Annotated in this window: 19 protein-coding genes; 10 read left to right on the forward strand and 9 right to left on the reverse strand. The window is 74.6% G+C overall.

From position 1 onward, the window contains the following. Positions 1-101: 101 nt before the first annotated feature. From ACYVI6_RS02945 to ACYVI6_RS02955, 3 genes are all read left to right on the forward strand, one after another. The gene (locus ACYVI6_RS02945) at positions 102-773 is read left to right on the forward strand and encodes a hypothetical protein (protein WP_460444937.1); all 672 of its coding nucleotides are present in this window, start codon (positions 102-104) and stop codon (positions 771-773) included. A gap of 120 nt (positions 774-893) precedes the next feature. Continuing rightward, entirely contained in the window at positions 894-1274 is a 381-nt protein-coding gene (locus tag ACYVI6_RS02950) for a DUF485 domain-containing protein (RefSeq protein ID WP_460444938.1), read from the forward strand. Beyond that, a complete protein-coding gene (locus tag ACYVI6_RS02955; protein ID WP_460444939.1) occupies positions 1271-2911 on the forward strand; it encodes a solute symporter family protein in 1641 nt (546 codons plus the stop codon). The genes ACYVI6_RS02950 and ACYVI6_RS02955 overlap by 4 nt, the downstream gene beginning before the upstream one ends. Here ACYVI6_RS02955 and ACYVI6_RS02960 read toward each other — a convergent pair. Beyond that, on the reverse strand, positions 2908-3522 hold the full coding sequence (locus ACYVI6_RS02960; protein ID WP_284288490.1) for a DedA family protein: 615 nt from the start codon (positions 3520-3522) through the stop codon (positions 2908-2910). The genes ACYVI6_RS02955 and ACYVI6_RS02960 overlap by 4 nt on opposite strands. A gap of 108 nt (positions 3523-3630) precedes the next feature. Here ACYVI6_RS02960 and acs point away from each other — a divergent pair, with 108 nt between their 5' ends. Next, positions 3631-5607 carry an acetate--CoA ligase gene (gene acs, locus ACYVI6_RS02965; protein WP_460444940.1) on the forward strand — a complete coding sequence of 659 codons (1977 nt, stop codon included), beginning with the start codon at positions 3631-3633 and terminating at the stop codon, positions 5605-5607. 52 nt (positions 5608-5659) lie between these two features. On the opposite strand, the gene ACYVI6_RS02970 is transcribed toward acs, so the two are convergent. Continuing rightward, complete coding sequence (locus tag ACYVI6_RS02970) at positions 5660-5938, reverse strand: YtxH domain-containing protein (RefSeq protein WP_460444941.1); 279 nt, start codon at positions 5936-5938, stop codon at positions 5660-5662. A gap of 99 nt (positions 5939-6037) precedes the next feature. Here ACYVI6_RS02970 and ACYVI6_RS02975 point away from each other — a divergent pair, with 99 nt between their 5' ends. Beyond that, positions 6038-6541 carry a GNAT family N-acetyltransferase gene (locus tag ACYVI6_RS02975; protein WP_460444942.1) on the forward strand — a complete coding sequence of 168 codons (504 nt, stop codon included), beginning with the start codon at positions 6038-6040 and terminating at the stop codon, positions 6539-6541. Here the strand turns inward: ACYVI6_RS02975 and ACYVI6_RS02980 are convergent. Both ACYVI6_RS02980 and ACYVI6_RS02985 read right to left on the reverse strand, forming a co-directional pair. Next, complete coding sequence (locus ACYVI6_RS02980) at positions 6534-6950, reverse strand: molybdopterin-dependent oxidoreductase (RefSeq protein ID WP_460444943.1); 417 nt, start codon at positions 6948-6950, stop codon at positions 6534-6536. The genes ACYVI6_RS02975 and ACYVI6_RS02980 overlap by 8 nt on opposite strands. Positions 6951-6959: 9 nt before the next feature. Then, the gene (locus ACYVI6_RS02985; RefSeq protein ID WP_460444944.1) at positions 6960-7568 is read right to left on the reverse strand and encodes a hypothetical protein; all 609 of its coding nucleotides are present in this window, start codon (positions 7566-7568) and stop codon (positions 6960-6962) included. A 97-nt stretch (positions 7569-7665) separates the two neighbouring features. Between ACYVI6_RS02985 and ACYVI6_RS02990 the strand changes: the two genes are divergently transcribed. Together ACYVI6_RS02990 and ACYVI6_RS02995 are read left to right on the forward strand one after the other, a co-directional pair. Further along, entirely contained in the window at positions 7666-8661 is a 996-nt protein-coding gene (locus tag ACYVI6_RS02990) for an aldo/keto reductase (RefSeq protein WP_460444945.1), read from the forward strand. Continuing rightward, entirely contained in the window at positions 8658-10328 is a 1671-nt protein-coding gene (locus ACYVI6_RS02995; protein ID WP_460444946.1) for a RecQ family ATP-dependent DNA helicase, read from the forward strand. Before ACYVI6_RS02990 ends, ACYVI6_RS02995 begins: the two co-directional genes overlap by 4 nt. A gap of 171 nt (positions 10329-10499) precedes the next feature. Here ACYVI6_RS02995 and ACYVI6_RS03000 read toward each other — a convergent pair whose 3' ends face one another. Next, on the reverse strand, positions 10500-11258 hold the full coding sequence (locus ACYVI6_RS03000) for a YqjF family protein (protein ID WP_460444947.1): 759 nt from the start codon (positions 11256-11258) through the stop codon (positions 10500-10502). After that, positions 11255-12985 carry a glycerol-3-phosphate dehydrogenase/oxidase gene (locus tag ACYVI6_RS03005; RefSeq protein ID WP_460444948.1) on the reverse strand — a complete coding sequence of 577 codons (1731 nt, stop codon included), beginning with the start codon at positions 12983-12985 and terminating at the stop codon, positions 11255-11257. Before ACYVI6_RS03005 ends, ACYVI6_RS03000 begins: the two co-directional genes overlap by 4 nt. A 103-nt stretch (positions 12986-13088) precedes the next feature. On the opposite strand from ACYVI6_RS03005, the gene glpK reads away from it, so the two are divergent. Further along, complete coding sequence (gene glpK, locus ACYVI6_RS03010; RefSeq protein ID WP_460444949.1) at positions 13089-14600, forward strand: glycerol kinase GlpK; 1512 nt, start codon at positions 13089-13091, stop codon at positions 14598-14600. A gap of 7 nt (positions 14601-14607) precedes the next feature. Here the strand turns inward: glpK and ACYVI6_RS03015 are convergent, their stop codons facing one another. The 3 genes from ACYVI6_RS03015 to ACYVI6_RS03025 are packed head-to-tail and all read right to left on the reverse strand — an operon-like array spanning position 14608 to position 17329. Beyond that, positions 14608-15237 (reverse strand): GerMN domain-containing protein, encoded by a 630-nt coding sequence (locus tag ACYVI6_RS03015; protein WP_460444950.1) that lies wholly within the window; start codon positions 15235-15237, stop codon positions 14608-14610. Then, positions 15234-16616, reverse strand: a complete 1383-nt coding sequence (locus ACYVI6_RS03020) for a HAMP domain-containing sensor histidine kinase (RefSeq protein WP_460444951.1) — start codon at positions 16614-16616, stop codon at positions 15234-15236. Before ACYVI6_RS03020 ends, ACYVI6_RS03015 begins: the two co-directional genes overlap by 4 nt. Then, positions 16613-17329 carry a winged helix-turn-helix domain-containing protein gene (locus ACYVI6_RS03025; protein ID WP_460444952.1) on the reverse strand — a complete coding sequence of 239 codons (717 nt, stop codon included), beginning with the start codon at positions 17327-17329 and terminating at the stop codon, positions 16613-16615. Before ACYVI6_RS03025 ends, ACYVI6_RS03020 begins: the two co-directional genes overlap by 4 nt. A gap of 182 nt (positions 17330-17511) precedes the next feature. On the opposite strand from ACYVI6_RS03025, the gene ACYVI6_RS03030 reads away from it, so the two are divergent. Both ACYVI6_RS03030 and ACYVI6_RS03035 read left to right on the forward strand, forming a co-directional pair. After that, positions 17512-17826, forward strand: coding sequence for an STAS domain-containing protein (locus ACYVI6_RS03030; RefSeq protein WP_460444953.1), 315 nt, complete (start codon positions 17512-17514; stop codon positions 17824-17826). After that, entirely contained in the window at positions 17823-18317 is a 495-nt protein-coding gene (locus ACYVI6_RS03035) for a hypothetical protein (protein ID WP_460444954.1), read from the forward strand. Before ACYVI6_RS03030 ends, ACYVI6_RS03035 begins: the two co-directional genes overlap by 4 nt. Positions 18318-18323 lie beyond the last annotated feature (6 nt).

Raw genomic sequence — 18323 nt, forward strand, 5'->3', positions numbered from 1 at the left:
CGCTCGACGGCGTCCTCCTCGCCGCGCAGCGCCGCCAGCCGGCCGAGCAGGTCGCGGCTCACGAGCGCCGACCCTACCCAGGGCGGTGCGACCATGTGCCGGTGGGCACCGAGGTCCTGGACGACGGGAGCGGCCGGCCGCCGGCGTCCGGCCCGCTGCCGGCGCACGGCGCGGTCGAGCCCGTCCCGTTCGACACCCTCGAGCAGCCCCCGCCGCCGCCGCAGGCCCGCGCCGCGAGCGCCGTGGTCGGAGCCGTCGTCCGGCGGCTGCCCCCGCGCCGGGTGCTGGTCGCCCTGCTCGTCGCGCTGCGGCTGGGTGCGGTGCTCGGCGGCTACGTCGGCGCACGCTCGGCGCACCGGCAGGCCCTGCGGGTGCAGGCCGCGGCCGACGCCTCGACGCTCGCCGTGCTGGCGTACGCCACCGACGTCTCGGTGTACCGCGGCTCGGCCGGGCAGACGGCGCTGCTGAACGTCGAGGTGACGAACGCCGGGCCGCTGCCGGTGTCGGTCGTCGGCAGCGACTTCGGGGTGAACGCGACGCGCGACCGGCCGCTCGTGCGGCCCTCCAGCGAGGACGGCGCGGTGCCGCCGCGCACGACCGGCCCGGTCACGGTGGCGATGGTGGTGCTGGTCGACTGCGCCTTCGATGGCGACCGCACGGTGACGCTGCCGGTGCGCACCGCCGACGACGTGGTGCACCAGGTGCGCATCGAGGGCAGCGGACGCCGGATCGAGCTGGCGTCGTCCTGCGTGGACGGCCGGCGGCCCCTGTAGGACGCGCCGCGCCACGCCGTCCGGGACGTTCACAGGATGCGCACATTTCGGCATAGTGGCCCGCACGGCGCCGAGGCCGACCCGGCCGGTGCCGCGGCTGCACGACGTCGAGGAGGACTCGTGAGCACCACCCACGACCCGGGCCCGGTCGATCCCGCGACGCACGGCGACGACACCGGGTACACCACCATCCAGGCCACACCCGAGTTCGCGCAGCTTCGTGCGCGCTTCCGCCGGTTCGTCTTCCCGATGACCGCGCTGTTCCTCGTCTGGTACTTCCTCTACGTCCTGCTCTCGACGTACGCGTCGGGGTTCATGGCCAAGCAGGTCGTGGGCAACGTGAACATCGGTCTGCTGTTCGGGGTGCTGCAGTTCGTCAGCACCTTCGCGATCACCATGGCCTACGCCCGCTGGGCCGACCGGTCGTTCGACACCGCGGCCGCCGAGCTGGGCGAGCGCGTGCTCGCCCACGGCCGCCCCGACGAGGGGAGCGTCCGATGAGCAGCCAGGTGCTGGCCGCCGACACCGTCGGCAGCCCCGCGGTCAACATCACGATCTTCGCGCTGTTCGTGCTCGTCACGCTCGGCATCGTGTTCCGGGCGTCCCGCAACAACCGCAGCGCGGCCGACTTCTACGCGGGCGGTCGCTCGTTCACCGGTCCGCAGAACGGCATCGCGATCAGCGGCGACTACCTGTCGGCGGCGAGCTTCCTCGGCATCGCGGGGGCCATCGCGCTCAACGGGTACGACGGCTTCCTCTACTCGATCGGCTTCCTGGTGGCGTGGCTGGTGGCGCTGCTGCTGGTGGCCGAGCTGCTGCGCAACACCGGCCGCTTCACCATGGCCGACGTCCTGTCGTTCCGGCTGCGGCAGCGCCCGGTGCGCACCGCCGCCGCGATCTCGACGCTCGTCGTCAGCTTCTTCTACCTGCTCGCGCAGATGGCGGGGGCGGGCGGCCTGGTGGCGCTGCTGCTGGGCATCAGCAACGTCAACGGGCAGCGGCTGGTGATCGCCGTCGTCGGCATCATCATGGTGCTGTACGTGCTGATCGGCGGCATGAAGGGCACCACCTGGGTGCAGATCGTCAAGGCCGTGCTGCTGGTGATCGGCGCCGGCGTCATGACGATCTGGGTGCTGGCGAAGTACGGGTTCAACATCAGCGACCTGCTGGGCTCGGCGGCCGACGCGAGCGGCAAGGGCGACAAGGTGCTCGCGCCCGGGTTGCAGTACGGCAAGACCGACACCAGCAAGCTCGACTTCGTGTCGCTCTCGCTCGCCCTGGTGCTCGGCACCGCGGGCCTGCCGCACGTGCTGATGCGCTTCTACACCGTGCCCTCGGCCAAGGAGGCCCGGCGCAGCGTGGTCTGGGCGATCTGGGTGATCGGGATCTTCTACCTGTTCACCCTGGTGCTCGGGTACGGCGCCGGCGCCCTGGTCGGGCCGAAGGCCATCAACGCCGCACCGGGCAAGGTGAACTCGGCCGCACCCCTGCTGGCGTACGAGCTCGGCGGCACCCTGCTGCTGGGCATCATCGCGGCCGTGGCCTTCGCCACGATCCTCGCCGTGGTCGCGGGGCTCACGATCACCGCCAGCGCCTCGTTCGCCCACGACATCTACACCAACGTGATCAAGCGCGGCGACGTCGCGCCGGACGCCGAGGTGAAGATCGCGCGGCGGGCCAGCCTGGTGATCGGTGCGGTCGCGATCGTCGGCGGCATCTTCGCCAACGGCCAGAACGTCGCGTTCCTGGTCGCCCTGGCCTTCGCGATCGCGGCGAGCGCGAACCTGCCCACGATCCTGATGTCGTTGTTCTGGGCCAGGTTCAACACCCGCGGCGCGCTGTGGTCGATGTACGGCGGCCTGCTGACGGCGCTGGTGCTCATCGCGTTCTCACCGGTGGTGAGCGGCAAGCCCAACCCGCTCGACCCGGCCAAGAACCTGTCGATGATCACCGACCCGTCGGTCGACTTCCACTGGTTCCCGCTCGACAACCCGGGCATCGTCTCGATCCCGATCGGGTTCCTGCTCGGGATCATCGGCACCCTCACCAGCCGCGAGCGCTCCAGCCGGCAGAAGTACGCCGAGATGGAGGTGCGGTCGCTGACCGGCGCGGGTGCCGAGCAGGCGACGCAGCACTAGGACGGAGTGGTGTGGCGGGTGCGTTCGCGCACCCGCCACACCACCACCGCCACCAGCACGATCGCGACGAACGCGATGCCGCCGCCGCGGCCCACGAGGTGCTCGACCCGCTGGTACGACGCGCCCGCGAGGTACCCGGCGACCACCACGACGACGCCCCAGGCCAGGCCGCCGGCGGCGTTGAACGCGAGGAACCGCCGGTAGCGCAGGCCCACGGCACCGGCCAGCGCGGGCATCACCGCGCGGAAGAACGCCGTCCAGCGCCCGAGGAACACAGCGGCCCCGCCGCGCCGGGCCAGCAGCGCCTGCGCCGCGTCGAGCCGCTCGCGGCGCGCCTCCAGCCTGCGGTGCGCGAGCAGCCGCGGGCCGTACCGCTTGCCCACCTCGTAGCCCACGCTGTCGCCGACGATCGCCGCGGCGACCACGGTCACCAGCACCGCGGGCAGCGGCACGTGGCCGAGCCGGGCCGCGACGCCGCCCAGGATCGCCGCCGTCTCGCCGGGCAGCACGAAGCCGACGAACAGCGCGTCCTCGGCGAACACGATCAGCCCCACGACGAGCAGCACCGTCCAGGTCGGCGCCTGCAGCAGCGGCTCGAGCACCTGGGTCACCGGCGGGAGTCTGGCACGGCCCCCGCCCGGCGCCGTCCGCCCTGGTGGCGCCCAGCGCGGCGCAATACGCTCGGCGCCGGACGACGTCGTCGACGAAGAGGGCAGGTCATGACGAGCGAGCAGGGCACCGGCGCCAGCCTCGAGAACCTCAGCCGCGAGGAGCGGCGCTTCCCGCCGAGCGAGGAGTTCGCGGCGGGCGCGGTCGCCACGGCCGAGCTGTACGAGCGGGCGGACGCCGACCGGCTGGGGTTCTGGGCCGAGCAGGCGCGCGAGCTGCTGACGTGGAGCACCGACTTCACCGAGACGCTCGACTGGAGCGAGGCGCCGTTCGCGAGGTGGTTCGTCGGCGGCGAGCTGAACGTGGCCGCGAACTGCACCGACCGGCACGTCGAGGCGGGCGACGGCGACCGGGTGGCCATCTACTTCGAGGGCGAGCCCGGCGACCGCCGCACGATCACCTACGCCGAGCTGAGCACGATGGTGCAGCAGGCGGCGAACGCGTTCGAGGGCCTCGGCGTCACCAAGGGCGACCGGGTCGCGATCTACCTGCCGATGATCCCCGAGGCGGCGGTCGCGATGCTGGCCTGCGCGCGCATCGGTGCCGCGCACAGCGTGGTGTTCGGCGGGTTCAGCGCCGACGCGCTGCGCAGCCGCATCGAGGACGCCGAGGCGAAGCTGGTCGTGACGGCGGACGGCGGCTACCGCAAGGGCAAGGCCTCGCCGCTGAAGCCCGCGGTCGACGGCGCGCTCGCCAAGGGCGCCCCGAGCGTCGAGCACGTGCTGGTGGTGCGCCGCACCGAGGGCGAGGTCGAGTGGACCGAGGGCCGCGACCTGTGGTGGCACGAGGTCGTCGAGCAGGCCGCCGCCGAGCACGAGGCGCAGCCGATGGACGCCGAGCAGCCGCTGTTCATCCTCTACACCTCGGGCACCACCGGGAAGCCGAAGGGCATCCTGCACACCAGCGGCGGCTTCCTCACCCAGGCCGCGTACACCCACCGCGCGGTGTTCGACCTGCAGCCCGAGCGCGACGTCTACTGGTGCACCGCCGACGTCGGCTGGGTGACGGGCCACAGCTACGTCGTCTACGGTCCGCTGGCCAACGGCGCGACGCAGGTGATGTACGAGGGCACCCCCGACACCCCGGGCAAGGACCGCTGGTGGGAGATCGTCGAGCGCTACGGCGTCACGATCCTCTACACGGCGCCGACGGCCATCCGCACCTGCATGAAGTGGGGCGACGAGCTGCCGGCCGCCCACGACCTGTCGTCGCTGCGGGTGCTCGGCAGCGTGGGCGAGCCGATCAACCCCGAGGCGTGGATCTGGTACCGGCGGGTCATCGGCGGCGACCGCACGCCGGTCGTCGACACCTGGTGGCAGACCGAGACCGGCGCGATCATGATCAGCCCGCTGCCCGGCGTCACGGCGGCGAAGCCGGGGTCGGCGCAGGTGCCGCTGCCCGGCATCGTGGCCGATGTCGTCGACGACGCCGGCAACCCGGTGCCGGACGGCGGCGGCGGGTACCTGGTGCTGAGCGAGCCGTGGCCGTCGATGCTGCGCGGCATCTGGGGCGACCCCGAGCGCTACCGGGAGACGTACTGGTCGCGGTTCCCGGGCCGGTACTTCGCCGGCGACGGCGCCAAGAAGGACGACGACGGCGACGTCTGGCTGCTCGGCCGGGTCGACGACGTGATGAACGTGTCGGGCCACCGGCTCTCGACGACGGAGATCGAGTCGGCGCTGGTGTCGCACCCCAAGGTCGCCGAGGCCGCCGTGGTGGGCGCCGCCGACGACACGACCGGCCAGGCGGTGTGCGCGTTCGTCATCCTGCGCGGCAACGCCGAGCAGGGCGACGACATCGTGGCCGAGCTCAAGGCCCACGTGTCGCAGGAGATCGGCCCGATCGCCCGGCCGCGGCAGATCATGGTGGTCGCCGAGCTGCCCAAGACCCGCAGCGGCAAGATCATGCGCCGGCTGCTGCGCGACGTCGCCGAGCGGCGCGAGGTGGGCGACGTGACGACGCTCGCCGACTCGACGGTCATGGAGCTCATCCAGCAGGGCATGACGACGGCCCCGGCCGAGGACTGACGCACGAGCGCCCCTCCACCGTGCGGTGGAGGGGCGCTCGGGTGCGCGTCGGTCAGATGTTGATGGTGGGGTCGTCGTCGCGGCTGCCCGCGGGGACGTGCTCCTTGGCCTTCGACGCGGCCGACTTGGCGACGTCGACGACCTTCTCCTGCACCACGGGCGCCTGCTCGCGGACGACACGCTGCGCGTTGGCGACCTGGTCCTGCACGGTGGGGTTGCCCCAGAACTCCTTGGCCTGCCCCTTGAGCTTCTCGTACTGGCCGCGCCCGGCACGGGTGCCCAGCACGTACCCGACACCCACGCCGGCGAGCAGCAGCAGCCTGTTCTTCATGGTGGTCCTCTCCTCGTGCGGTCGGCCTCCAGTCTCGCGGGTTTCGCCGACTCCGCAAACGCGTCGACACCCGACCCGCGGCGCTGCCAGGATCCGCGCGTGCCAGCGCTCCGCCTCGTGCCCCTGCCTCCAGCCGCCCTCACCGCCCTCGTCGACGGCGACCTGCCGCGCGCCGTCGAGATCACGGGGGCGCCGCTGACCCCGTGGTTCACCTCCGACGCCACCACCTGGCTGTGGCGGATGCGGCTCGCGCAGCTGCAGGACCACCCGGACGACGCGCACTGGATCGCCCGGGCCGCGCTGGCCGACGGCGTGGCGGTCGGCGCCGGCGGGTTCCACGGCGGGCCCGACGACCGCGGCATGGTCGAGGTCGCCTACGAGATCGAGCCCCCGCACCGCGGCCGCGGTCTGGCCACGGCCCTGCTCACCGAGCTGCTGGCCTGGGCCGCCCGAGAGCCGGCGGTGCAGGTCGTGCGCGCCTCGATCAGCCCGGACAACGCGGCGTCGCTGGCCATGGTGCGGCGCCAGGGCTTCGAGCCGGCGGGCGAGCAGTGGGACGAGGAGGACGGCCTCGAGCTGCTCTTCGAGCGCCCGGCTAGGTGAGGGGGTAGGGCGACTGCCCCCACCAGGGGGTGTCGCTCGGCCGGACGGCCACGACCCACTTGACCCACCAGAAGCCGCGCCGGCCGGGCGCGACCAGCCGGGCGGGTGCGCCGTGGCCGGCGCCGAGCGGTGCCCCGCCGCACTCGAGCGCCAGCCAGGTGCGGCGCAGGTCGGAGGCCGGGAGCAGCCGCCCGTAGCCGGTGGCCGAGCGCACCTCGATGCTGCGCGCGCCGCGCAGGTCGACGAGCCGGTCGAGCCGCACGCCGCGCCAGGTCTGCTGCGACCACCACTCGCCGGTGCAGTCGAGCACGGCGCTGACGTCGTCGAGCGGCAGCGCGCGGACGGCGTCGAGGTCGAGCAGCCGACCGCCGACGTCGAGCCGCCAGGTGGCCACGTCGAGCGCCGGCACGGTGTCGAGTCACCACTGGGTCACCGGCAGCTGGCCCGGGTCGCCGGACCCGGTCTCGTGCGACCCGGTGAACCGGCGGGCGGCGCCGGGCGCGCCGGCGACGGCGAGCCCGGCCTCCGAGGCGGCCCACGCGCTGCCGGCCGCGACCGCGATCGCCGTGCCCTGCAGCAGCCCGCGCCGGGTCGGCAGGCCCGACCGCACCCCCGCCTGCGTGGTGCGGACGACGCGCTGACGCCGTCTGCGCAGCCAGTGCTGCGCCGCGACCGGCACGATCGCGACGCCGCCGACGACGTGCACCTGCAGCACGGTGACCGGCCCGAGGCGCTCGACGAGCCCGGACGCCTGCAGCAGCCCGGTGGCCACCGTCAGCAGCACGAGCGCCAGCAGCACCAGGGACCAGCGGCTGCCCGGACGGCGGCGCGGGCGGTCCAGCGAGCGGCGCACCACCCGGTGCTTGGGGCGCGACAGCACCAGCAGCCCGATGCCGGCGACGCCGTGGCCGACGACCACCCAGCGCCCGACGAGCGGCGTCCCGAACCCGTCGACGGCCGCGCCGGTCAGGAGCGCCGACACCAGCAGCCACAGCAGCGCGGTGTTGGTCCGGCGGGCGTCCGGCACGTCGTCCCCTCGGTGCGCTGGGTGGTCGCTGAGCTCGACGGCACGACGGTACGCGCCAACCCGAGCGGATCGGCGCGAGCGCGGGCAGGCTGCCTCCATGCAGACACGGATTCTCGGCGACCCGGCACGTGGCAGCGACCTGGAGGTCTCGGCCCTCGGCCTGGGGTGCATGGGCATGTCGGAGTTCTACGGCGACACCGACGCCGACGAGGCCGAGCGCACGCTGCGGCTCGCCGTCGAGCTCGGCGTCACGCTGTTCGACACCGCCGACATGTACGGACCGTTCACGAACGAGCAGCTGGTCGGCCGGGTGCTCGGGCCGGTGCGCGACCAGGTGCTGATCGCCACCAAGTTCGGCAACGTGCGCGACCCGGAGAACCCGCGCAACCGCTGGATCGACGGCTCGCCCGACTACGTGCGGCAGGCCTGCGACGCCAGCCTGCAGCGGCTGGGCGTCGACCACATCGACCTCTACTACCAGCACCGCGTGGACAAGAAGACGCCGATCGAGGACACCGTCGGCGCGATGGCCGAGCTCGTGCAGGCCGGCAAGGTGCGTCGCATCGGCTTGTCGGAGGCGTCGCCCGACACCATCCGGCGCGCGCACGCCGTGCACCCGGTGACCGCCGTGCAGACCGAGTACTCGCTGTGGACCCGGCACGTCGAGGACGGCGTGCTGCCGACCCTGCGCGAGCTCGGCATCGGCCTGGTGCCCTACTCCCCGTTGGGCCGCGGGTTCCTCACCGGCACGATCACCTCGACCGACGACCTCGACGCCGGCGACTTCCGTCGGCAGAACCCGCGGTTCCAGGGTGACGCGCTGCAGCAGAACCTGCGGCTCGTCGAGGCCGTGCGCGAGCTTGCCGGGCGCAAGGGCGTCACCCCCGCGCAGCTGGCCCTCGCCTGGGTGCTCGCGCAGGGCGACGACGTCGTGCCGATCCCGGGCACCCGCCGTGAGCGGTACCTGCGCGACAACCTCGGCGCGGCCGACGTCGAGCTCACCGCCGACGACCTGGCGGCACTCGCCGAGGCCGTGCCGGTCGAGGCCGTGCAGGGCGACCGGTACCCCGACATGAGCTCCATCGACGCATGAGCCCGAAGCACCCCGACGTCGAGCAGCTGGCGCGCGACGTCCTCGAGCTCGACGGCCTGCGACCGGCCCAGCGCGCCGCCCTCGACGAGCTGCTGGCGGGCCGCGACACCCTCGTGGTGCTGGCGACCGGCGGCGGCAAGAGCGCGATCTACCAGCTGGGCGGGCTCGCGCTCGGCGGGCTGACGCTCGTCGTGTCGCCGCTCGTGGCGCTGCAGCACGACCAGCTGCGCGGCCTCAGCGAGCGCGAGCACGACGGGCACCCCGTGCGCAGCGCGCAGCTGAACGCGACGCTGCCGGCCGCCGAGCGGCACGAGACCGAGCGGGCGCTGGGCGCCGGTGAGCTCGACTTCCTGCTGCTGTCGCCCGAGCAGCTGGTGCGCGAGCCGGTGCGCGAGCTGCTGACCTCGTCGCCGCGGCCGGTCACGCTGCTCGCCGTCGACGAGGCGCACCTGGTGAGCGAGTGGGGTTTCGACTTCCGCCCCGACTACCTCGCGCTGGCCGAGGTGCGGCACCTGGTCGGCGACCCGACCGTCGTGGCGCTCACCGCGACGGCGCCGCCGCAGGTGCAGCGCGAGGTGATCGAGCGGCTCGACATGCACGACCCGGCCGTGGTGGTGGCTGGGTTCGACCGGCCGAACATCACGCTGGCCGTGCACTCGTGGCACGGCACCAAGACGTCCGACAAGGCGACGGCCGACGCGCTCGTCGTCGACGAAGTGCAGGGCGGCGAGCTGCCCGCGCTGGTGTACGCCCGCACCCGCAAGCACACCGAGAAGCTCGCGAAGGCGTTGCGCGACAAAGGGTTGGAGGCCGCGCACTACCACGCGGGCCTCGGCGGCGCCGACCGCGCGGAGGTGCAGGACGCGTTCCTGTCGAACCGGCTCGACGTGGTGGTGGCCACCAGCGCGTTCGGCATGGGCATCGACAAGCCCGACATCCGCGCCGTCGTCCACGCCGGTGCGCCGGGCAGCCTCGACGAGTACTACCAGGAGCTCGGCCGGGCCGGGCGCGACGGCGACCCGGCGTCCGCGGTGCTGGTCTACAGCCCCGCGGACCTGCGGCTGTCGAAGCTGTTCGCAGCCGGCTCGAAGGTCAAGGGCGCCAGCGTCGACAAGGTGCTCGCGGTGCTGGCCCGCACCGAGCAGGAGATCCCGCTCGCCGACCTGGCCGAGCGCGCCGAGCTCGGTGTGCGGCAGGCGCAGCGCGTGCTCGACCGGCTCGCCGACACCGGCGTCGTCGAGCTGCACGGCGACGTCGTCGTGCCGCTGCACGAGTCGGGGGAGACGTCGCTCGCCCAGGCCAGCAGGGACGCGCGCGAGGCCGAGCGCCGCCGCCAGGCCGTGCAGGCCAGCCGGATCGAGGCGATGCGGCACTACGCGGAGGCCACCCGCTGCCGTCGCGCCGAGCTGCTCGGCTACTTCGGCGAGCCGTACGACGCGCCGTGCGAGACGTGCGACAACGACGACCGCGTCGTGCTCGACGAGCCTGAGGTCGAGTCGAGCGGCGAGCACGCCGACCTGGCCGGCAAACCCGTGCGGCACAAGGAGTTCGGTACCGGCACCGTACTCTCGGTCGACGAGCACGAGCTGGTCGTCGCCTTCGACGAGGTCGGCTACAAGACCCTCACGCCGATGGTGCTCGAGCTCGGGCTGCTCGCCGAGGCCTGACGGACGCCGGGCGGCCCGCCGCGGCCGTCCGGGCGCCGTCCGAGTGCTTCGGGTCGTGGGGCGCTGCCGTGCTCCCCGAGGCCGGTGCGCCGTTCCAGCAGCGTGCACGCCCATCGAACGGTGCGGCAGCCCACTTCACGAGGCTCGCGAACGGCGGCCGAGGTGTGCGGCTCAGGTGACGACGGACGGGCCGCCGAAGCGGACGCCGACGCCGGGGCTGTAGAGCACGCTGGCGGGCTCGCCGAGCGGCGTGGGCAGGCCGGCGGCGGCCACCAGGTCGTCGTCGAGGTCGAGCAGCTCGGCCCTGTGCAGCGGCCAGCGGTCGTGCTCGTTCGGCAGGTGCAGGGTGCGGCCCCAGGCCCGGGTGTGCAGGCCCCAGCGCGCGGTGAGGAAGTCCTCGAGCGGGGTGGGCTGCACGATGCGGGTGCCGACGCGCACCCTCGTGCGGGACGACGCGCCGCGCGGGGCCGGCCAGCGCCGGACGGTGCGGTAGTCGAGCACGTCGCGGTCGACGTCGAGCTGCATGCGGGCCCAGGTGTACGGCAGCCGCAGCGCGACGCGGGCGAACAGCACCGGCAGCAGGCGCTGCGCCTCGAGCGAGCGGAACACGACCGCGCGGCGTCCGAGGTGGTCGACGCCGTAGAGCCGCACGTTCGTCTCCAGGAACGTGCCGAGGTACGGCACGCCGCCGACCCCGACGTCCGGCCCGAAGCCGAGCCCGACCATGCGGAAGCCGATCAGCCCGACGTACGCCGCGCCCTCGTGCACGTCGGGCCGGATGCCCTGCGGCAGCAGGGGTGCGACGACAGCGGGGTCGACAGCCCAGTGCACGAACGACAGGTCGAGCCAGTGCTGGTGCAGCCAGGCGGTGCGCACCGGGCGGGTGGTCAGCCCGCTGACCGCCTCGACGGCGTCGTCGAGCCCGGTCACCGGGTCGCCGTCACGTGCCGCAGGCCGGGGCGCGACTCGGGCGCCTCGCGCCGGGCGGCGTCGGAGGCGGCGTCGTCGTCGAGCTGCTGCGAGCGCCGCTCGGCCGTGACCCGGGCGGTGTACGACGCGACCTCGGCGGCCACGGTGTCGCCGTCCCAGCCGAGCACGTCGCCGACCAGCCGGGCGGCCTCCTGCGCCGCGTCCACCCCGCGGTGCCGCGTCTCGATCGACATCCGGGTGCGGCGGGCCAGCACGTCGTCGAGGTGCAGCGCCGCCTCGTGGGTCGCCGCGTACCGCAGCTCGGCGCGCAGGTAGGCCTGCGCCGACGGCACCGGCTCGAGCAGCGAGGGGTCGTCGCGGCCGAGCTCGAGCACCTCGCCGAGCAGCGAGCCGTAGCGCCCGAGCAGGTGCTCGACCCGCCAGGTCGGCAGCCCGTGCTCGCGGGCCAGCTCGCCGGTGAGGTTGCGCATCGCCGCGAAGCCCTCGGCGCCCACGAGCGGCACGTGCTCGGTGACGGACGGCGGCACGCCGGTGCCCAGGTCGGCCGCGGCGGCGTCCACCGCATCGGCCGCCATCACCCGGTACGTCGTGTACTTGCCGCCCGCGACCGAGACCAGGCCCGGCTGCGGGCGGGCGACCGCGTGCTCGCGCGACAGCTGGCTGGTGTCGGCGTCCTCGCCGGCGAGCAGCGGTCGCAGCCCGGCGTACACCCCCAGCACGTCGTCGCGGGTGATCGGCGTCGAGAGCACCGCGTTCACGTGCTCCAGCACGTAGTCGATGTCGGCGGCGGTGGCCGCGGGGTGCGCCAGGTCGTGCGTCCAGTCGGTGTCGGTGGTGCCGATGATCCAGCGCTGCCCCCACGGGATGACGAACAGCACGCTCTTCTCGGTGCGCAGGATCAGCCCGACCTCGCCGGCGATCCGGTCGCGGTGCACCACCAGGTGCACGCCCTTGCTCGCCCGCACGCGGAACCGGCCGCGGCCCCCGGCCAGCCGCTGCAGGTCGTCGGTCCAGACGCCGGTGGCGTTCACCACGACCTTCGCCCGCACCTGCTGCGTCTGGCCGGTCTCGACGTCGCGCACCACCGCGCCGACCACGCGGTCGGCCTCGCGCAGCATCTCGACCACCTCGGTCGAGCTGCGGACGACGGCGCCGTAGTGGGCGGCGGTGCGGACGACGGTGAACGTGTGGCGCGCGTCGTCGGCCTGCGCGTCGTAGTACTGCACCGCACCGACCAGCGCGTCCTGTCGCAGGCCCGGGAACCGTTGCAGCGCACCGCGTCTGGTGAGGTGCTTCTGCCGGGGCACCGAGCGCGCGCCGCCGAGCTGGTCGTAGAGCGCGAGCCCGGCCGCGACGTACGGCCGCTCCCAGGCGTGGTGGGTCAGCGGGTAGAGGAACGAGACCGGCCGCACCAGGTGCGGGGCCAGCCGGGTGAGCATCAGCTCGCGCTCGCGCAGCGCCTCGCGCACCAGCCCGATGTCGAGCTGCTCGAGGTAGCGCAGGCCGCCGTGGAACAGCTTGCTCGACCGCGACGACGTGCCGCTGGCGAAGTCGCGGGCCTCGACGAGCCCGGTGCGCAGGCCGCGGGTGGCGGCGTCGAGGGCCACGCCGGCGCCGGTGACGCCGCCGCCGACCACGAGCACGTCGAGCTGCTGCTCGCCCAGCGCGCGCCACGCGGCGGCCCGCTCGTGCGGGCCCAGACGGGTCGCGAACGACTGCAGCGCCACGGGTGTCCTCCTCGGAACCGACCGGACCACCCACGGTAGCCGCCGCCCGCCACGCCCGGCCCGGCGGTTGGCGCGATCGCCGTCACGCGGTAGACCTGCGCCCGTGAGCTACGTCGCCGCCATCGACCAGGGGACCACCAGCACGCGCTGCATCCTGTTCGACCACGACGGCGCGGTGGCCGCCGTCGCGCAGCAGGAGCACCGCCAGATCCTGCCCCGCCCCGGCTGGGTCGAGCACGACGCGACGGAGATCTGGACGAGCACCCGCGAGGTGGTGGCGCACGCGCTGTCGACCGCCGACGTGCCGACCAGCGAGATCGCCGCCGTGGGCATCACGAACCAGCGCGAGACGACGGTCGTGTGGGACCGCACCACCGGCGAGCCCGTGCACCACGCGATCGTCTGGCAGGACACCCGCACCGACCGGCTGTGCCGCGAGCTCGGTGGCGACGTCGGGCCGGACCGCTGGAAGGCGACCACCGGCCTGCCGCTGGCCACGTACTTCGCGGCGCCCAAGGTGCGCTGGGTGCTCGACCACGTCGACGGCGCCCGCGAGCGCGCCGAGGCGGGCGACCTGCTGATGGGCACGATGGACAGCTGGCTGGTGTGGAACATGACCGGCGGCGTCGACGGCGGGCTGCACGTCACCGACGTCACGAACGCCTCGCGCACGCTGCTGATGGACCTCGACACGCTCGACTGGGACGAGGGGATCGCGGCCGAGATCGGCGTGCCGACGTCGATGCTGCCGCGGATCGCGTCGTCGTCCGAGGTGTACGGCACGGTGCGCGAGCGGGGCGTGCTGGGCGGCGTGCCCATCGCCGGCATCCTCGGCGACCAGCAGGCGGCGACGTTCGGCCAGGCCTGCTTCGCGCCGGGCACCGCCAAGAACACCTACGGCACCGGCAACTTCCTGCTGCTGAACACCGGCACCGAGAAGATGATGAGCGACAACGGTCTGCTGACCACCGTCTGCTACCGGCTGGGTGACGCGCCGCCGGTCTACGCGCTCGAGGGGTCGATCGCGGTCACCGGGTCGCTGGTGCAGTGGCTGCGCGACAACCTCGGCATCATCGACAGCGCGGCCGAGGTCGAGCAGCTCGCGCGCACGGTCGAGGACAACGGCGGCGCGTACCTCGTGCCGGCGTTCAGCGGCCTGTTCGCCCCGCACTGGCGGTCGGACGCGCGCGGCGTGCTGGTGGGCCTCACCCGCTTCGTCACCAAGGGCCACGTCGCGCGGGCCGCGCTGGAGGCCACGGCCTTCCAGACCCGCGAGGTCGTCGAGGCGATGGACGCCGACAGCGGGGTGGCGCTCACCGAGCTGCGGGTCGACGGCGGCATGGTCGGCAACGAGCTGCTCATGCAGTTCCAGGCCGACCTGCTCGACGTGCCGGTGGTGCGCCCGAGAGTCACCGAGACGACGGCCCTCGGCGCGGCGTACGCGGCCGGTCTCGCGGTCGGGTTCTGGTCGGGCACCGACGAGCTGGCCGAGCAGTGGGCCGAGGACACCCGGTGGGAGCCGTCGATGGGCGCCGCCCGGCGCGAGCACCTCTGCGGGCGGTGGCAGCGTGCCGTCCAGCGCACCCTCGACTGGGCGGACGACGACGAGGACTGACCCGGCGTCAGGACGTCGGCTCGGCGGGGGTGGGCGTCGTGGCGACGGTGGCGCGCGGCCGGCGCAGCTCGTCGTAGTCGAGGGCGCGCAGCGGCCGGGTGGTCGTGGCGCCACCGGGCAGCGGGGCCGGCACGACCTGACCGTCCTGCACCAGCCGGACGCCGGTCACCGCCGGCACCGACGTCAGGGTCAGCACGAGCTGCCCGACGGCCAGCGGCAGCCGGTCGGGCACCGGCTGGGCGCCCTCGTCGCCCACCTCGACGTCGGCCACCCCGTCGCGCAGGCCGCGCAGCGCCAGGCCGGACGTCGGGCTGATGGCGGTGCCGAGGCCGCGGGCCCGCTCGGCCGCCGTCGGTCCGGCCACCAGCAGCCGCAGCAGCTGCTGCACCTGCTCGGGCGTCGAACCGCCCCCGACGGCCACCCGCACGCCCTGCACGGTGTCGTCCTCGCGCAGCCAGAACTCGCGCGGGCGCACCACCACCGAGCCGGTCGCCGTGGCGCTCGCCGTCGGGGTGCGCACCAGCCCGTACGGCACGGCCGTGTCGGCGACCTCCGTCGCGGCACCCGGCCCGGGCACGCCGCAGCCGGCGAGCCCGAGCACCAGGACCGCCGCGGCCAGCCGCCGCGCCCCGCTCACGCCGGGACCCGCGCCGGCTCGGTGGGCAGCCGCATCACGAACCGGCTGCCACCGCCCGGCCGGTCGGCGACCCAGACGCTGCCGCCGTGGGCCTGCACGGTCTCGGCCACCAGGCTGAGCCCGAGGCCGGTGCCGCGCGTGGAGCCGCGCGACCCGGAGCGGTAGAACCGCTCGAAGATCCGCTCGCGGTCGGCGTCGGGCACGCCCGGCCCCTCGTCGTCGACCAGGACGTCGACGAACCGGCCGACCCGCTCGACGCGCACCCCGGCGACGCCGCCCGCGTGCAGCTCGGCGTTCTCGAGCAGGTTGACCACCGCGCGGCTGAGCCGCTGCTTGTCGCCCACCACGGCGAGCGCACCGGGCCCGCCGGGCAGCACCCGCACCAGGTCGGGGGAGCGGTGGCTCGCGAGCACCACCTGGGTGACCAGCTCGCCGAGGTCGACGTCGGCCAGCTGCGTCGGGTCGACGCCGGCGTCGAGGCGCCCGAGCTCGAGCAGGTCCTCGAGCGAGCGGCGGAAGCGCTGGAGCTCGACCGACACCAGGTCGAGCGCCTGCTGCGCCGGGGGCGACAGCTCGCCGCGCCGCCGCTCGAGCACGTCGACGCTGGTCATGAGCGTCGTCAGCGGCGAGCGCAGCTCGTGGCCGAGGTCGGCGGCGAAGCGGGTGTCGCGGCGGATCCGGTCGTCCAGCCGCTCGGCCATCGTGTTGAACGAGCCGACGATCGTCGCCAGGTCGCGGTCGTCGGTGTCGGCCAGCCGCGTCGACAGGTCGCCGACGGAGATCCGCGCGGCCGCGCCGGCCACCGCGTCGAGCGGCGACATCACCCGGCGGGCCGCGGCCCGGCCGAGCAGCGCGCCGACCACGGTGGTCAGCGCGGCGAACGAGGCCAGCGCCGCGCGCAGCACCCGCAGCGAGTCGTCGACGTCGCGCGCCGACGACACCTCGAAGTACGACGCGCCCGTGCCGCCGAGCGGCACGCCGACCACGATCACCGGCTCGCCCTGCAGCGTCGACCACGCCCAGCCGGCGCCACCGCCGTCGACCCGGCGCACGAGGTCGCCCGGCACCGCGCTCGGCGCCTGGTTCAGCGCGGCGTAGAACCAGGTGCCGTCGCGCCGCACCAGCGGGGTGCTGCCGGCCGGCGGCGACACCTCACCGAGCAGGTCGCTCACCTGGCGGCCCGCGGTCAGCAGCCCCGCCCGTACCGAGGCGGCGTCGGCGAACGCCTGCCGGGTGGCCAGCCGCTGCCGGGCGTCGAGCAGCGAGTGCCGCACCACCAGGAACGACCCCAGCGCCAGCACCACCGACACCAGCAGCGCCCCGGCCGCGTACGTGAGCACCACCGAGCCCCGCAGCCCGAGGGTGCGGCCGCGCCTCACGAGCGGTCCAGCCGGTAGCCCAGCCCGCGCACCGTGACGACGAGCCGCGGGTCGGCCGGGTCGCGCTCGACCTTGGTGCGCAGCCGCCGCACGTGCACGTCGACGATCCGCTCGTCGCCGAAGAAGCCCTGGTCCCACACCCGCTGCAGCAGCACCGGTCGGCTCAGCACCCGCCCGGCGTGCTCGGCCAGCTCGACGAGCAGCCGGAACTCGGTGAGCGTCAGGTGCACCTGCTCGCCGCCGCGGCGCACGACGCCGGCGTCGACGTCGAGCACGAGGTCCTGACCGGCGTCGAGCACCCTGCCCGGCGCCTCGGGGACCGGGGCAGCACCGTCCGTGGCCGAGGCAGGCGCCGGACGCCGCAGCAGCGCCCGCAGCCGAGCGGCCAGCTCGCGGACGACGTACGGCTTGGTGACGTAGTCGTCGGCGCCGGCCTCGAGCGCGTGCACGATGTCGTCGGTGCCGGTGCGCGCCGACAGCACGATGATCGGCGCGTGGCTGTGCGTGCGCACCTGCCGGATGAACGTGAAGCCGTCGAGGCCGCCGAGCATCAGGTCGACCACCATCAGGTCGGTGCCGTGCGCCAGCACCGACGCCAGCGCCGTCTCGGCCCCCGCGTGCGGGTCGACGTCGAAGCCCTCGTCGCCCATGGCCAGGGTCAGCGAGGCGCGGATGCCGTCGTCGTCCTCCAGCACGAGCAGTCGCGGGGCCATGCGCGCATCGTGCCAGCGGATCGCGCCACGGCGTGCGGCCCGTGGTGCAGCGACCCATGGTCGTCATGCAACCGCAAAGGTCTCGCACACGTCTTCTCCATGTGGGCGCACCAGCATCGTGGTCGGGCGGCGACAGCGTCGTCGCCGCCGCACCCGCCCCACCCCGAGACGGAGGCCTCCCCGTGAGCCAGCTCGCAGCAGCCGAGGACGTCGCGGTGGTCGTGCTCGACGACCACCTCGTCGGCGGCGGCCTGCCCCGGCTGCGGTCGTCCCTCGGGGCGGCCATGAGCGGCGGCCGGAGCGTGCTGGTGGTCGACGTCTCGGGGGTGGAGCGGCTGTCGTCCACGGTGGTCGGCGCGCTGCTCTGGACCCGCCGCGCGTGCGCCGCCCGGCAGGTGCGCGTCGTGCTGCGCGGCGCCCGTCGCGAGCACCTCGACCTGCTGCAGCGCACCGGCCTGCAGTCGGTGCTCGAGCTCGAGCCGGCGGTGCGCGCGTGAGCGCCGTCGCCACCGCGCCGGCCTGGGCGCTGACTCCTGCCGTGCTGTCGGCCCCCGGCTGGACCGTCGCCGTGCGCCGCGGCCGCACCGGCGCCGTCCGCGTCTCGACCACGCCGCGGCACCTGCTGGTCGACGTCGCCGACGAGGCCGGCACCACCTGGAGCACCCAGGCCCTGCTGGACGCCGACGGCTGGGTTCGCGTCGACGCGCCCGCCTCGCCGCCCGGGGTGCTCGGCACCGACGTCGGGCTGCGCCGGCTGCCCGACCTGCCCGGCTCCGGCGACGCCGTGCTCGCACCCGGCGACGTCCTGCTGCTGCTGAGCGCCGACGCCATCGACGCGCTCACCGCCCGCGAGGGCTCGCGCGCCTGGACCGACCAGCTCGTGCAGGAGTCGCGACGTCCCCGCTTCGACCCGGCCCGCGTCCTCGACCGGCTGCTGGGCCGCGACAACCCCGGCTCGGGCGTGCTCGTCGTCCGCACCGCCGTCTGACCCCTC

Source organism: Angustibacter aerolatus, from assembly GCF_054776675.1.

Excerpts from the sequence above, each read along its gene's own strand:
- ACYVI6_RS02955 (WP_460444939.1), top strand. The coding sequence starts at position 1,271 with ATGAGCAGCCAGGTGCTGGCCGCCGACACCGTCGGCAGCCCCGCGGTC.
- acs (WP_460444940.1), top strand. The coding sequence starts at position 3,631 with ATGACGAGCGAGCAGGGCACCGGCGCCAGCCTCGAGAACCTCAGCCGC.
- ACYVI6_RS02970 (WP_460444941.1), bottom strand. The coding sequence starts at position 5,938 with ATGAAGAACAGGCTGCTGCTGCTCGCCGGCGTGGGTGTCGGGTACGTG.
- ACYVI6_RS02990 (WP_460444945.1), top strand. The coding sequence starts at position 7,666 with ATGCAGACACGGATTCTCGGCGACCCGGCACGTGGCAGCGACCTGGAG.
- ACYVI6_RS02995 (WP_460444946.1), top strand. The coding sequence starts at position 8,658 with ATGAGCCCGAAGCACCCCGACGTCGAGCAGCTGGCGCGCGACGTCCTC.
- ACYVI6_RS03025 (WP_460444952.1), bottom strand. The coding sequence starts at position 17,329 with ATGGCCCCGCGACTGCTCGTGCTGGAGGACGACGACGGCATCCGCGCC.